The sequence below is a fragment of the Desulfosporosinus sp. SYSU MS00001 genome, assembly GCF_049943955.1.
GTDB lineage: Bacteria > Bacillota > Desulfitobacteriia > Desulfitobacteriales > Desulfitobacteriaceae > Desulfosporosinus.
On the sequence record NZ_JBNFTW010000006.1, the window covers coordinates 194,899 to 209,111 of the forward strand.

A 14,213-nucleotide genomic window follows, 5' to 3' on the forward strand; every position below is an offset into this window, starting at 1 on the left:
CCCAAAAGAAATGATTTAAATCATTTCTCCATGTAATTTATGCCAAAATTCTTCCATATAGGAAAATAATGGTTTAAAATAATTTAGAGCCGACTTGGTAAACAAATGCTCATGATAACTTCGAATTTTCTCTTGATAGAAGGATTCGCAGGAATTTTCTCCCACAAGGGGCCAACCTTGTACTCCACCTAAGGTAAATAGGCGACCCAAACCAATTGTGCCTACAAAATCCAATTTATCCGCATCATATAATATTTTGGCCTCAAGGGTTTTGGGCTCATACCCTTCTTCGCGAGAATGAGCAATAATGGCTTCTTTTACTCTTAAAATAACATTCTCAGGATATCCTGCTTTGTGAAGAATGTTAACTGCAAGTCCTGCGCTGCTTTGGGCATGGGTTTTTTCTACAGCACCTGATCTTCCAATATCATGTAATAGAGCCGCAAGTTCTATAACTGTTACATCTGCGCCTTCTGCTAGGGCTAACTTTTTACCCCACTCTCTGACTCTTAGGGCATGGTCTAAGTCATGGGCCCGATCTTTGCGCGCATAAAAACCTTTGGCAATTTGGACAACCTGTTCAAAATTTCCTTGACTTGTTTGAAACTCCATGTTGTCCACCCCCATTCAGCGTTCAATACCTCTGATGTGTACTATTGCCAATAATATTACTCCTCAAAATCTTGCCTTGTCAAGTAAGGAGACCCTCTAAACGGCCAATGAGTTCTTCAAAAACTAACAGGGCTTCGCGAACCGGCTGCGGCGTCTCCATATCAACACCGGCTCCACGCAGCAATTCTATGGGATAGTCTGAACCGCCGCTGCTTAAAAACTTAAGATATTTAGCTACAGCTGATTCACCTTCCTTTAAAATTGCCCGTGCAAAGGCTATTGCTGCTGAAAAACCAGTCGCGTATTTATATACGTAAAAGGAATTATAGAAATGGGGAATGCGAGCCCACTCAAGGGCAATTTCCTCGTCTAAAATTATATCTTCGCCATAATAAGCCGCATTTAAGTCGCGATAGATTTCAGAAAACTGATCTGCAGTCAAAGCTCCTCCTCCTTCGACAATCGCATGAGTCTTCTTTTCAAATTCGGCGAACATCGTTTGTCGGAAAATTGTACCTCTGAATTGCTCAAGATAATGGTTTACTAAGTAGGCAAGAAGTTTTGTGTCTTTAGTCGTATTCAGAAGATGCTCCATTACGAGAGCTTCATTCAGCGTCGAGGCTACTTCAGCAACGAATATTTTATAACCTGCGTAGAGATGAGGTTGAGCATGATTGGATAAATAGGTATGCAGCGAATGCCCCATTTCGTGAGCTATAGTGAACATAGAATCGAGAGTATCCTGATGATTCAATAAAACATAGGGATGCGAACGGTAGGTGCCCCAAGAATATGCTCCACTCGTCTTACCTTCATTCTCATAAACATCAATCCACCGATTGTCAAATCCCTCTAGCAAAACCTTGAGATAATCTTCTCCAAGAGGTTTTAAACCCTTAAAAACCATTGATTTAGCCTCTTCGTAGGAAATCTTCATGGTCGTTTCAGGTACGATAGGAACATAAATATCGTACATATGTAATTCTGTGAGATTCAAGGCTTTCTTACGCAGTCGAATATATCGATGCATTTGGGGAAGAAAATCATGAACAGTCTCAATTAGAGAATCGTAGACTTTTAAAGGAACACGATCATCGTCTAAGGATGCCTCTATTGCCGAAGGATATTTACGCGCTTTGGCAAAAAATGCATCAGACTTGATGTTGGAATTTAGAGTTGCTGCCCAAGTATTACGCTGCTTTCCGTAGGTTTTATAGAGAGTTTCAAAAGCAGCTTTCCGTACACTTCTCTTTGAACTCTCCATAAAATGAATGAAATTCCCCTTCGTCAACTCAACCATTTGACCTGTTTCGTCTTCTATTGAAGGAAATTTCAAATCAGCATTATTAGCCATCGTAAATATTGCGCTCGGTGCTTCGGCTAATTCGCCAACACCGGCTAATAATTTCTCTTCACTTGAACTCAGTATATGGTCTTTCTTACGCAGGATATCTTCCAGAGCATGCTGATAGAGTTTCAGCGTTTCCGATTCAGAGCGAAATTCGTTCAGCCTTCCCTCGGGAATTGTTAACAATTCAGGAACAACAAAAGCAGTTGCACTGCTTACCTTTACAGCAAGTGCTCCTGCGCGGTCCGTCATTGCTTGATAATTTGCCTGGCGATTATCCTCATCTCTGCGCATTCGGGCATACGAGTAGACCTCTTCAAGTCGTAAACTGAGATCATCCATCCACTCAAAACAAGAAACTAAAACACTTGAAGAATCTCCGAGGTGGCCTTCGAATTTTTTACCTTCATCTAAGAGCCTCTCGATATTGGCATACTCCTGTTCCCATAAGTCATTCGTCTTGAATATATCTTCCAATCGCCATTTCGAGGTCTCAGGAAGTTCTTCTCTGAGCTTAAGTCGTTGATGTTCCACAAAATTCCCTCCTTGTTGTTCGTCACACTTATTATATACATACCCAACAGAAATACCATTTTTCTATTAAGTTTATATAAATGCTGTAACCGCTATCTGAATTATCTAATCTGCCACGTCGTATATGGTCTTCTAGCCAAGTTAATGTTAAAGTATGCTGAATCATGGGTAATGTCCCGTTCCCAGTTAACCCACTTTGGAAACGTCAGGAAATATCCTACTTCCGGTATTTCAACGTCAACCGTTATTAAGCCCCGGTTTTCCATTTGATATACATCGACTTCCCAGATCAGGCCCCCATAAGGCAGCTCATACCTGATTTTTTCTATAGGAGGTGCAAGAGATATCCGTTTGAGAGCATCTTGTTCCTCTTGAGTTGAAGACGGATTCAATGTTTCAATCTCCTGACGGCTGCCATCAGGCCGTAATTCTTTAACGGTTATTTTAATTGAATCCCCAAGGAGACGGTAGCGTATTGACGGTACTTCTGATAAATATCCTTGTATTATGTATTGACCTCCGTGTAATTCCGGCAAGTTCTCTTGTTTCACCAAAAACTTCCGTTCAATTTCCAAAGCCAACGTTGCATCTCTCCATATTCTAGAATAATTTATTCAGTATTACCTGTGTTAACTCGTTCAGCTAAGAACTGAACATTGACCCTACCCCCACCCCGAAGCAAGGTATGGGAGCCACTCCAACTTGTAGAAGCGGAAATCTAATGATCAAGTGAATAAAAGTGAAGCAGGCAGCGTACGTTCCACTGCCTGCTTCTTCACCTTGTCCACTGATCCCCTAGAAGGTTCCCCAACCTTCTACTTCAATTTTACTAAATTCTTTCTCACTGCGCAAGTATCTTCTTAAGCAAAGTGAATATTAAAATACTTTTATTGAACGACTTGCTGGCATGGTATATCTGTATTATGATAAGAGATAATTAGGATATTCTCCAAGTCTGTTTCATCTGCTAGAGAGAGGGAACAGATCATTTTTTATAGTGGAAGGAGACAACATCATGTCTACGATGGGTTATCTGGGCCCAAAAGGAAGTTTTTCTGAAGAGGCAATCCATCTTTTTTTACTGGACCATTCTGAATTTAACCTATCCCCGCCGCAGTTGATCCCCTTTCCCACCATACCACGCCTGCTTCTGGCTTGTGATGAAAAAAAGATAGACTGGGCTTTTATTCCTTTAGAAAATTCGACAGAAGGACAAGTTGGCGTAACCATGGATATCCTTGGCCAAACAGAGCATCTCTTTATCAGCTATGAATTTGTCCAACCCATTGACCAATGCCTATTAACTCACGAGCCGATGCCTTTGCAACAAATTGAACGCATTTACTCTCACGAACAGGCAATTGGTCAATGTCGGGATTTTTTGGAAACGCATCTTCCTCAGGTTGAACAAGTTACTTGTCTTAGCACAGCGGAAGCTGCACAAAGAATCTCTTCAATTCGGGAAAATTGGGCTGCTATTGGTCCGCGGCGAGCTGCCAGCCTTTATAATCTCCATATTCTCGCGGAGCGTATTCAGGATGTCGTACTTAATCCTACCAGATTCGTTCTCATAGGCCACCGTCTGGCAGATATGTCTGATGGAAATGATAAAACTTCCTTGCTCATTGTTGCCAATAATACCCCGGGATCCTTATATTCAATCCTGGGCGAATTCTCTAAGCGCCGCATTAACCTTACTAGAATCGAGTCTCGACCTTCTAAACGAAAACTTGGTGAGTATGTCTTCTTTATTGATGTGGATGGCTATGTGTTTGCTCCCCCCATCCAAGAAGTTCTCTGGGCCCTGCGAGAAGAAAATATCTCTGTTAAATTGTTGGGTTCCTATCCCAAAGCCCTCCCTGAGGAAACCATTTTTTAGATATCTTAGCTTTCTTAACCTGCAAAGAGCCTTTTAGTATGATAATGATACTAAAAGGCTCTTTATTCTTCAAATCTTCACTCCACAAATAATCCTAGTAACATTTCTTCAATCTTCTCCGGTTGACAGGAATCAACGATCTTAGCTTCCTTTTTATCCAAACCTTGTAACCCTTGAGGAATTTCCCAATTTGTTAATTGACTCAAATCTCTCAAGGCCTGCCATTCATCGTTCTGCTTCCCTTGAGTTTTCTCTAAGGCAATTTGAACATTAGATGCAAATTTAAACGGACTGGCAGTTGAGGCGATGACAGTGAAAGTCGAGTCATGACTCGAAGCGCAATAGTCTTCATAGACTTTCATACCCACGGCAGTATGAGGATCAAAAACATATCGATAAGCTTTAAAACTCTGGGAAATCGTGGCTAACGTTTCATCTTCATCTGCCCAGCCGGCAAAGACAATTTCCTGGCAACTTTTGAGAGTTTGGGGATCAACCTTAAAGGATCCCTGGTTTTTCTGATCATACCAGCTGCTAATCAAGTCAGCGTTTCGCCCGTTCATCTCATACAAGAAACGTTCAAAATTACTGGAAATTAAAATATCCATAGATGGAGAAATTGTTTGATAAAATTGACGTTGGCTTTGATATTCGCCCGTTGCAAAAAAATTAGTTAAAACGTTGTTTTTATTGGATGCACAAATAATTTTGGCAATAGGCAAACCCATTCTCCGAGCATAGTACGCTGCCAGGAGGTTCCCAAAGTTTCCGGTTGGTACAACTACATTGATTACTCCGCCGGGAGCGACTTTTTGCTGTTCAACCGCCTGTAAATAGGCCCAAAAATAATAAACTATCTGTGGCAAGAGCCTCCCCCAGTTAATGGAGTTAGCCGAAGAAAACACTAATTTGTTTTCCCAAAGCTTTGCTTTCAGAGTTTCCGAGGCGAACATTTGTTTAACCGCGGTCTGGCATTGATCGAAATTACCCTTGACAGCTATTACATGGGTATTAGATCCTTCAGTAGTGGTCATCTGCCGCTCCTGCACCGGACTTACTCCGCCTTGAGGATAAAATACGGCAATATGCATACCTTCACGGTTTTTAAAACCTTCCAAGGCTGCTTTTCCCGTGTCTCCCGAAGTCGCAACTAATATTAATACTTCCGCATCAAGGCCAATGTGTTTTAGACTAACGTTTAATAAGTCAGGCAATACTTGTAAAGCCATATCCTTGAAAGCTGAAGTCGGACCATGCCAAAGCTCAAGCACTCCAAAATTACCCACTGAAGCGAGAGGGGCTGGATTTTGCCCGTCAAAGGTCCCGTCACTGTAAACATTAACGATTTTCTCGAGAGTTTCTTCAGGAAAATCCGGTAAATAATCTGCCATGACTCGTTTGGCCACTTCACGATAGGATAATCCCTGAAGTTCTTGCCATTTTAAGGCGGGAAACGTGGAAGGAACAAATAGACCTCCTTTGGGTACCATACCTAATGCTATTGCCTGGGAAGCACTTTGCCCCGATAAATTACCCCGAGTGCTTTCATACATTTCATTTCCCTCCTTGGCTTTAATTTTGTTATTTATGTACCATCTATTCGCTGTATATTCGCGGTAAGTGGCCAAATTCCTTCTGAATTGACAAGTCCATCCGGGTTACTATTATTATAGGAAATTCTCTGCTAATTTCCTAAAGGAAAGTTGAGATAATATGTTGAATATTATGTGGGATATCAGAATGACAACTTCATCACTTGAAAGGCGGTGCCAGAATGTCTGATTATTCAATGCGCAGATATCGCCAGAGTTTGATCCTGGGCCTTATCGGAGTTACAAAAAAGCTCTTTCCGGGTGAGCAGCTTAAAATCTCTCACTCTATCCTTGATGGAGTCTATTGTGAACTTGAAGAATCATTAATGTCAGAAAGGGAAGTCATTAAACTTGAGGAAGCTTTAAAAAGCTGGGTTTTAGCGGATCAGCCCATCTCTTTTGAGTCAAATCAAGATCACTCATATCATTGCCGCTTGGACGATCTTGAAATTAAAACCCTTTATCCTCCTCTTAATCGTTCAGGTTCCTTAGAGTACTTCCAATTGATTCATTTCTCTCCGGGTTTTATTTTGCTCTTTCCCAATGCTAACCATCCGGAAACCTTGGCTCCCTTTGTGCCACCGGAAAAGTTATCATCGACCTTTTCAGAAAGTCAGCGTTGGCTGGAAAATTTACATCTCACCAAAGTTGACGATGTCAACTCTATTATATCTGCAGATGGTTCTAATGATCTCATATGCTTGGCGGAAGCCCTGCATGAAAAGAAGATATCGTCTATTGCCGACCGAATTTATGAGCATCGGAGTAATGTCCGTATCATTCTCATATCCGGTCCTTCTTCTTCCGGGAAAACAACGTTTGCTCAACGATTGTCAACACAACTGCGTGTCAGTGGCTTACGGCCAATCGCTCTCTCTTTAGATAATTACTTTCTTTCGCGAGAAGAAACTCCTCGTGACGCTAATGGACAATATGATTTCGAATCGTTAAGAGCTTTAGATTTACCTCTCCTTGCAGCCCATATTAATGCTCTGATTCATGGTGAACATGTCGAAACCCCCATCTTTGATTTTGTCAGCGGTCATAGGTCTCCGGTGGGCAAGCCAATGCACCTTAGTCCTGACGAAATTCTCGTTATCGAAGGAATTCACGCTCTCAATCCAAGTTTAATACCCTCGCTGGACAGAAACCAAATGTTTAAGATCTATATCAGTGCCTTATTCCAGTTAAATATTGATGACTATACCAGAGTCCCTACGACAGAAGTAAGACTTATCCGCCGTATCGTGCGAGACAATCAGTTCCGCGCTATTAATCCTGAACGAACATTAGCACAATGGGAAAGTGTTCGGCGCGGGGAAAACCATAATATTTTCCCCTATCAGGAAGAGGCAGATGTTATGTTTAACTCCAGCCTTCTCTATGAATTAAATGCCCTTCGTCCCTATGCGGAACAACTTCTGCATTCGATAGCTCCCAATTCTCCCTACTACCGAACGGCAGCCCATCTCTTGACCTTGCTTTCTTTTTTTAGTCCCCTGGATGTTTCTTCAATTCCTTTTATCTCGATTCTCCGGGAATTTTTAGGTGGAAGCATCTATAACGTCTAACGCATATTCTAAAACAACAAGTCGACTCTCATTATTTCTTAAATGAGCTTTTACACATTCCGGCAAGAAAACTCCGCAGACATTCTGGCGGAGTTTTTTAATGACACAACCCAATTCGTTTCTTCAAAGCATTTGACTAGATTTAACCTGCTGTTCTTCTAAACAAAGTTTTACATAGGCCATTAATATCTCCGCACTTTTTCGATTCGTCGCCAAGGGAACATTGTGTACATCACATACTCTTAACAAAGCCGCAATGTCCGGCTCGTGGGCCTGAGCCGTTAAAGGATCACGCAAGAATATAATCATATCCAGATTCTGTGTCGCAACGAGACTGCCAATCTGCTGGTCTCCTCCGATCGGACCTGACAGCAGCGCTTGCACAGGCAAGCCCACATGTTGTTGAATTAATTTACCCGTTGTCCCGGTACCTGTTAATTGACATTGAGCCAAAAGATCCTTATACGTTTTGGTGAATTCTATCATTTCTGCTTTCTTTTCATCATGGGCGATTAAGGCAATTTTCAAAATGTCCACCTCATTCTTGGTAAATAGGTTTAAACCCCTTTTCTTCAGTCAGAGCTAACCATTGATTTGATGTAGTTCTTTTGTCGCGGTTGAAATGCAGAAAGTCAACTTTCGCCTTTCAGCAATACGACAAATTTCCCAAGGTTCTTTAATTAGGCGAAGTTTTTCCGCTCGATCACACCGTTTAATAGCATACTCCAAACGCAGAGCATTTCCCCAAGAGTTAACTTCCCAAGCCTGAACCAAGGATACAGGGCCATGAGATGCAGTATATTTTGCTCCTTGTCTTCCAGAACCCTCCCGGTTATGTTCACGCGCTCTCCGTTTGAGATCCGTCGTTGCACCAGTATAGATTGTATCATCTCCACATCGAGCAAGATACACCCAGTACCCCATATACACTATTCCTCCGGCCAACGCTCAATAATTGGACGGCTGGGAAGTAATTCTTCCTCGTAACAGAGATCCAAATATTGATGCAGCCCGGACAATAATCCAGGGTCTAAATCATAATGAAACTGAGTAAAGTAATCCTTCCAAAAATCACTAGTTCCACCGAGCATCACCTGACAAGCCTGAACGACATCCTCCATTCGATTCAAGGCCTTAGATTTTGCCTCCAAGAGCAGATGATAAACATTCTTGATTTCTTCAGCCTGCTGAGGCAGCAGCTTTTTAGGAAAAGCCCAGACAGCATACGTCATAGAATGACCTGTTTGTTTTAACCATTCAGCTCCCAAATCATAAATCAAACAATTCGGCTTTGCTTGTGCTGCCCGAATAGCAGAATCGGCTATCAAGAGAGCCGCGTCTGCTTGCCGGAACATATCGTCTAAATTCGAAGGCAAGGTTACATACTTTGGAAAGACCCCATAAAAGCGATGGAGTAAGATCTTTGTCAGATTAACTGAGGTTGCTGACATATCTGTTAGTGCAACGGTTAGGCCATCCAAATTCTCTAAAGGAACTTTAGAAAACAAAAGAATAGATCCAACTCGCCCCTTCGTGGAAACTGAAAGATTAGGCAGAATAAGATAATCTTGCCAATGCTCGCCATAAGAAAATGCACTGATCGGCGCCATATCGATTTGACCTTTGGCCAACATAGCATTATGCCCAGTAGGTTCTGCTGTTACTGAGGTCAGATGGGGATGTTCCTTAGGCAAGAAATGAAACATCGGCAACATGTTTGTATTTGGATTATGTCCAATTCGGATCATGAAATTACCCCCATATAGGTTCTACCTTTGAGCAATAAATACGTTTTTATTAGTGAGTGAACTCGCTTACGCTAAAGCTGAACATCGGGACTTCAGATACAATAATGTCCAGTGGACATTATTGCCGAGCCGCCTTTCCCAATAGGAATACTTAGCGGCGAAGGAGGACTCTACCCCACCTGAAGTTAACGAAGGACCCACCCCCACATATAAGAGTGGGGGTCTTAAAAACTGTATAAAAGATTTCTAACGTTCAGCAATTATTCTATTGTGTAATTCACCGATCGCAGGAATTTTAACGACAACCTCATCCCCGGGCTGCATCGGTCCAACACCTTCTGGAGTACCAGTAAGTACAACATCTCCTGGAAACAAGGTCATAACTTGAGATATAAAGCTTACAAGCTTAGGTACAGAGGCCATAAAATACTTTGTATTGGAAGATTGCTTGGTTTCTCCATTCAGGGAAAGCTGAATATCCAGGCTGCTTGGGTCAACATCTGTAACAACCCAGGGACCAAGGGGGCAAAATGTGTCGAAGGATTTTCCGCGAGTCCACTGACCATCTTTTTGCTGTAAATCCCTTGCCGTTACATCATTAGCACAGGTATATCCTAAAATGGAATCAAAGGCTTCTTCCTCAGTTACTCCTTTAATGGTTTTTCCAATTACTACAGCCAACTCGGCTTCGAAATCTACTCTTTGACTGATTTTGGGATATATAATATTGTCTTCGGGACCTATTACACAGGTTTGAGGTTTTAAAAAAATAACAGGGTCGTTGGGTGCCGAAGAATCCTTTTCTTTAAGATGTAATGATTGCTTTATTTCTTCGACATGCAATGAATAATTTAAACCAACACATACTACTTTACAAGGTTCAACTGGTGCTAAGATGCGAACTTCGTTTAATTCAGCCCATTGATCAGTCAACTGTCTTTGGGAATCCAGGAACGTTCGATCAAGTACTTGAATTCTTGTCCCTTCTATAACTCCAAATTTAATATCGTTCTTCTGATCCAAAAAGCGTACAAATTTCATGTTTTCAACCCTTTCTATGTTCAGATGAATTTATTTTCTTATTTCTTTCCCGCTGCAAACCACTTTTTGTACCCTAATTCCTATCTAATAGTAAGTTTCCTTCCAAAACACATCTTTGTGTTTAGAAATATATTCTAACATGAAAGGCCTTTAAAAAGAAGATTAATGAATTTTGTCGTATTAGAGTTTAATACTCTTGAACATTTTACAAACTGATGGGAGAGGACACTCTGGACAATTTGGTTTTCGAGCAATACAGATGCGTCTGCCTAAGAAAATAAATAAATGATGCAGATCCGACCAACGTTCACGCGGAAATACGTTCATTAATTCTTTTTCCACTTTTTCTGGAGTATTACCCTCTGCTAACCCTAACCGATGAGCTACTCTAAACACATGAGTATCCACCGCTAAGGCAGGAACTCCATAGGCGTTACTTGCAACAACATTTGCTGTTTTACGTCCTACGCCAGGAAGCTTTTGCAATAAATCAATAGTTTCTGGAACTACCCCTGAGTATTTTTCAACTAATAGTTGTGAAGCGGCAAGAATGTTTTTGGCCTTATTGTGATATAAGCCCAAAGAACGAATTTCACGTTCAAGATCATTTAATCCTAAAGCAAGAACCCCTTCAGGGGTATTGGCAGTCTGGAATAACGATGCTGTAACTTGATTCACCCTCTCATCTGTGCATTGAGCCGACAAAATCGTTGCGATCAGCAGTTCATAGGGTGTATGAAATTCAAGCTCGCAGCGAGCATCAGGGAACTCTTTTTGCAGGGCAGTAAAAATAAACTCCAAATCAGAAGCTTCCATTATGTTATCCATTATTTTTCCTTTCTTACCTTTACCCAACGTCATGAGACAATTCCATAATCCGCAGAGTTATCTTCCTTATAAGCATTACAAGACTTCACTTACTCTCGTCAGTAAACCCACAATGTGACAGCCCACGTGCCAAAAAGTGAGCCTCCCCTCCCTTCAACTCCAATTAAAAGTGTTGGTAGGTAGTGGATAAAATATGATGACGAAAAGTCTCTCTAGCAGTATACTAAAGAAGCCTTCGGCAAATTGGTTAAAGAGAGGTATCTATATGTGGCTTAATCTTCTAATTATCAGCGTACTGGGCTTTTTTGCTGCAGCAGTTGATGCTATCGCTGGGGGCGGAGGACTCATTAGCCTTCCCGCACTATTAGTAATTGGAGTCCCTCCTCATCTTGCCCTCGGAACTAATAAATTTGCTGCCTGCACCGCTTCTTTGAACAGCTCCATAACCTTCGCACGTTCAGGGAAAGTACATGTTCCTTTGGTTAAATGGCAGATCCCTTTTACCTTTATTGGGGCTTTACTGGGAGTCTGGGCCGTTCTCAGCGTTAGCTCTCAATTTCTTAATAAAGCTGTTTTAGTCTTAGTCCTGATTGTCGGTATTTATACGATACTCCATAAAAACCTAGGTATGGAGAACAAATTTCAAAAATTAATACCCTCTAAACTTATAGCTGGTTGTTTCTTTGCTTTAGCTTTAGGTTTTTATGATGGTTTCTTCGGACCAGGAACCGGATCCTTCTTAATCTTCTCTTTCATAGCTCTCTTCGGTTTTGATTTTGTTGTTGCATCAGCAAACTCAAAGGTATTGAATTTTGTCAGTAATTTTGCCTCGCTGATACTATTTGCTTGGAATGGAAAAATCCTCTTCCTCTACGGAATTCCAATGGCAATCTCCATGATTCTCGGTTCATTCTTAGGGACAAAACTTGCAATTCGTCGAGGTGCAGCTCTTGTAAAACCCATCTTTATCACAATGTCACTTTTAGTTGCTGTTAAATTAATAGCTCAATATCTCTGAGAATGTGAATAACGATCTAGATTTTCTTAACTTTACATAGTACGAGGAGAAAATAGATGCTCCCTAGTCAAGGTCTTGACCCTCTATTGACTAGGGAGCTTTCTATTATCCCTCAATTGTCTTGAAGGGTATAAAGACTATTTGAAATCTTCGTTAAAAACATCAGGACGAACTGGATAGCCATCTGCTTGTTGAACAGGATGATTAGGGTCCGCCACTCCAAATAGTCGTATTCTTAACCAGTTATTACCGGTAAGTGCACTGACAAGAAGATAATCCTTCGTATCATTTTGAAAACGGAAATCAAGCAAACCATAGGCAACTGTTGCGTCTTGACCTTTAGCGACATAGGATACCGGCAAAGAATGATTGTGCCTTTCCAGCACTTTTAGATTTGCCTCACGAACAGCTTGAAATAAGGTACTGGAGTCTTGACATACGCCTCCTCCGTCCCCCTTAATCTCTTCCTGACCCACAAAAATGTATGCCGGAAGATATCCTGCCGTCTCGGTACGTTCTCCAACAACTTTATTATAGGAAAAAACCTTGCCTGGAGCAATCAAGTAGTTATTTATGGCATTAGCTGCTAATCTTACATTTTGAGTTCGAGAAGCATCTTGAGGGCTGAAATAGGTTGTATAATCTCCTAAAACATCTCTGATCTTGTCGATTTCGATTGGAGCAGGTTGGACAGGGATTTCTTGAACCACAGCATCAACTTGTTTGTTTATATGGTCATTGGTAATTTTATTAAAAGTCGCATCAATATTTAAAGCTTGACCATTTTGGCCTGAAGTTTTTTCGAAATGACGATTCATATAAGATATAGATGCCGGAATCATAGGTTTATCAATTTGAGCACCAATAGCTTTCAATTGAGAAACAATATCGGCTCGATCTAATTCAAGAACTGAATTCAAAACAGGTTTATGTGTTAAGCTTTGCAATACATCCAAGTACCATACTCCAGAAACGGGCGGGAATATTTGGTTAAGCCAGTTGTCAATTTTAGCGTATGAGCGTTCTAATTTTAAAGGGAAACTCTTCCCTTGATAGATTATAGCATTTGGTATATCCTTTTTTAATTCAGAAGCTATTTCAGCTCGATTCAAACCAGAAAAATTCCGGCCCCAAATTATTAAACCTGAGGGAGCGCGATCATGTGTACTCGCGTAAGTTGCAACGCTCCCCAGACTTAAAGTTACGCATAATTGAACGAGTAACACGGTAAGAATGAACCCAGCCCTTTTCATTGTTTTTCAGTTCCTTAATTTTTCTGTAAATGAGATGTAATTTCCATCAGAGTGCTGCGTGAAGTTATAAAAGATATCATCTCCGGAGTAATCCGTTCGCCCGCTCGCAAGACATTTCCGTTATCCAAAGCAATATCTTTCTCTACCATTTTGCCGATAAAATATTGTAGTTGGCGTTGTTCAAAAAGGTTAAATCCCTTATCCTCTTCAACTACAGGAGATACCTCTTGTGCAGTTGTAGATTCAGTCACACTGTTGACTATAGGATCAACGTTGCTGAGTTGTTGCTTTTCCTTTTCCTCTTCTGCAGAAAATCCTTCAATAATGAGTAACTCTTTTCCTAAAGTTATAACGTTCTCAGCTCCGATTTCATGGACCTGTCCATTAGACTCGAAGATACAAGCAGAAATCTGTCCCGTTTCTTCATCAAGGAGAATTTCCGTTACTTCTCCAATCAACTGTCCTTTTTTGGTTAATACTTTTGTACCTATAACCCGAGTATCAAGATTTAATAATTTTTGAGCCTCCGTATTTTGAGCAACATCTTGAATAACACCAGGGTTAGGAATTGTCATTGCAAATTCGCCTATGCCTAGAATATCTTTAAAGGCAATAATTTTCGCTCCCAAATAATCTGTAGGCTGATCAACGATCACAAAGTCTAATGTTTTTTCTTGAGGATTAAGGACGATATCCTTTACGGCCCCTGCTTGAGTACCATCGGCAATACTGATAATCCTTAATCCAATAATTTCTTTCGTAGGTTTCATTTTAAAAACCAGCCCCCTA

Annotated in this window: 14 protein-coding genes; 3 read left to right on the forward strand and 11 right to left on the reverse strand. The window is 41.0% G+C overall.

The window, feature by feature from the left end; genetic code table 11:
- Positions 1-15 precede the first annotated feature (15 nt).
- The 3 genes from ACPUYX_RS12865 to ACPUYX_RS12875 all read right to left on the reverse strand — a co-directional run bounded on the left by ACPUYX_RS12865 (position 16) and on the right by ACPUYX_RS12875 (position 3,075).
- Positions 16-612 carry an HD domain-containing protein gene (locus ACPUYX_RS12865; RefSeq protein ID WP_426380045.1) on the reverse strand — a complete coding sequence of 199 codons (597 nt, stop codon included), beginning with the start codon at positions 610-612 and terminating at the stop codon, positions 16-18.
- 79 nt (positions 613-691) lie between these two features.
- The gene (gene pepF, locus ACPUYX_RS12870) at positions 692-2,494 is read right to left on the reverse strand and encodes an oligoendopeptidase F (protein ID WP_426380046.1); all 1,803 of its coding nucleotides are present in this window, start codon (positions 2,492-2,494) and stop codon (positions 692-694) included.
- Positions 2,495-2,595: 101 nt separating this feature from the next.
- Positions 2,596-3,075, reverse strand: coding sequence for an adenylate cyclase (locus ACPUYX_RS12875; RefSeq protein WP_426380047.1), 480 nt, complete (start codon positions 3,073-3,075; stop codon positions 2,596-2,598).
- 434 nt (positions 3,076-3,509) lie between these two features.
- On the opposite strand from ACPUYX_RS12875, the gene pheA reads away from it, so the two are divergent.
- Positions 3,510-4,373, forward strand: coding sequence for a prephenate dehydratase (gene pheA, locus ACPUYX_RS12880; protein ID WP_426380048.1), 864 nt, complete (start codon positions 3,510-3,512; stop codon positions 4,371-4,373).
- 77 nt (positions 4,374-4,450) lie between these two features.
- Here pheA and thrC read toward each other — a convergent pair whose 3' ends face one another.
- Complete coding sequence (gene thrC, locus ACPUYX_RS12885; RefSeq protein ID WP_426380049.1) at positions 4,451-5,926, reverse strand: threonine synthase; 1,476 nt, start codon at positions 5,924-5,926, stop codon at positions 4,451-4,453.
- Positions 5,927-6,147: 221 nt separating this feature from the next.
- Between thrC and ACPUYX_RS12890 the strand changes: the two genes are divergently transcribed.
- Positions 6,148-7,536: a uridine kinase family protein gene (locus tag ACPUYX_RS12890; protein WP_426380050.1), complete on the forward strand. Its 1,389-nt coding sequence runs from the start codon at positions 6,148-6,150 to the stop codon at positions 7,534-7,536.
- A 123-nt stretch (positions 7,537-7,659) separates the two neighbouring features.
- Here ACPUYX_RS12890 and ACPUYX_RS12895 read toward each other — a convergent pair whose 3' ends face one another.
- From ACPUYX_RS12895 to nth, 5 genes are all read right to left on the reverse strand, one after another.
- On the reverse strand, positions 7,660-8,064 hold the full coding sequence (locus ACPUYX_RS12895; protein ID WP_426380051.1) for a methylglyoxal synthase: 405 nt from the start codon (positions 8,062-8,064) through the stop codon (positions 7,660-7,662).
- Positions 8,065-8,118: 54 nt separating this feature from the next.
- The gene (locus tag ACPUYX_RS12900; protein WP_426380052.1) at positions 8,119-8,460 is read right to left on the reverse strand and encodes a GIY-YIG nuclease family protein; all 342 of its coding nucleotides are present in this window, start codon (positions 8,458-8,460) and stop codon (positions 8,119-8,121) included.
- 5 nt (positions 8,461-8,465) lie between these two features.
- Positions 8,466-9,284: a menaquinone biosynthesis protein gene (locus ACPUYX_RS12905; protein ID WP_426380053.1), complete on the reverse strand. Its 819-nt coding sequence runs from the start codon at positions 9,282-9,284 to the stop codon at positions 8,466-8,468.
- 246 nt (positions 9,285-9,530) lie between these two features.
- The gene (locus tag ACPUYX_RS12910; RefSeq protein ID WP_426380054.1) at positions 9,531-10,325 is read right to left on the reverse strand and encodes a fumarylacetoacetate hydrolase family protein; all 795 of its coding nucleotides are present in this window, start codon (positions 10,323-10,325) and stop codon (positions 9,531-9,533) included.
- Positions 10,326-10,505: 180 nt separating this feature from the next.
- Positions 10,506-11,153 (reverse strand): endonuclease III, encoded by a 648-nt coding sequence (gene nth, locus ACPUYX_RS12915; protein WP_426380055.1) that lies wholly within the window; start codon positions 11,151-11,153, stop codon positions 10,506-10,508.
- Between the two features lie 265 nt (positions 11,154-11,418).
- Here nth and ACPUYX_RS12920 point away from each other — a divergent pair, with 265 nt between their 5' ends.
- Positions 11,419-12,171 carry a TSUP family transporter gene (locus ACPUYX_RS12920; protein ID WP_426380056.1) on the forward strand — a complete coding sequence of 251 codons (753 nt, stop codon included), beginning with the start codon at positions 11,419-11,421 and terminating at the stop codon, positions 12,169-12,171.
- 137 nt (positions 12,172-12,308) lie between these two features.
- On the opposite strand, the gene ACPUYX_RS12925 is transcribed toward ACPUYX_RS12920, so the two are convergent.
- Both ACPUYX_RS12925 and ACPUYX_RS12930 read right to left on the reverse strand, forming a co-directional pair.
- A complete protein-coding gene (locus ACPUYX_RS12925; protein ID WP_426380057.1) occupies positions 12,309-13,127 on the reverse strand; it encodes a VanW family protein in 819 nt (272 codons plus the stop codon).
- 311 nt (positions 13,128-13,438) lie between these two features.
- Positions 13,439-14,194 carry a PRC-barrel domain-containing protein gene (locus ACPUYX_RS12930; RefSeq protein WP_426380058.1) on the reverse strand — a complete coding sequence of 252 codons (756 nt, stop codon included), beginning with the start codon at positions 14,192-14,194 and terminating at the stop codon, positions 13,439-13,441.
- Positions 14,195-14,213: the final 19 nt, after the last annotated feature.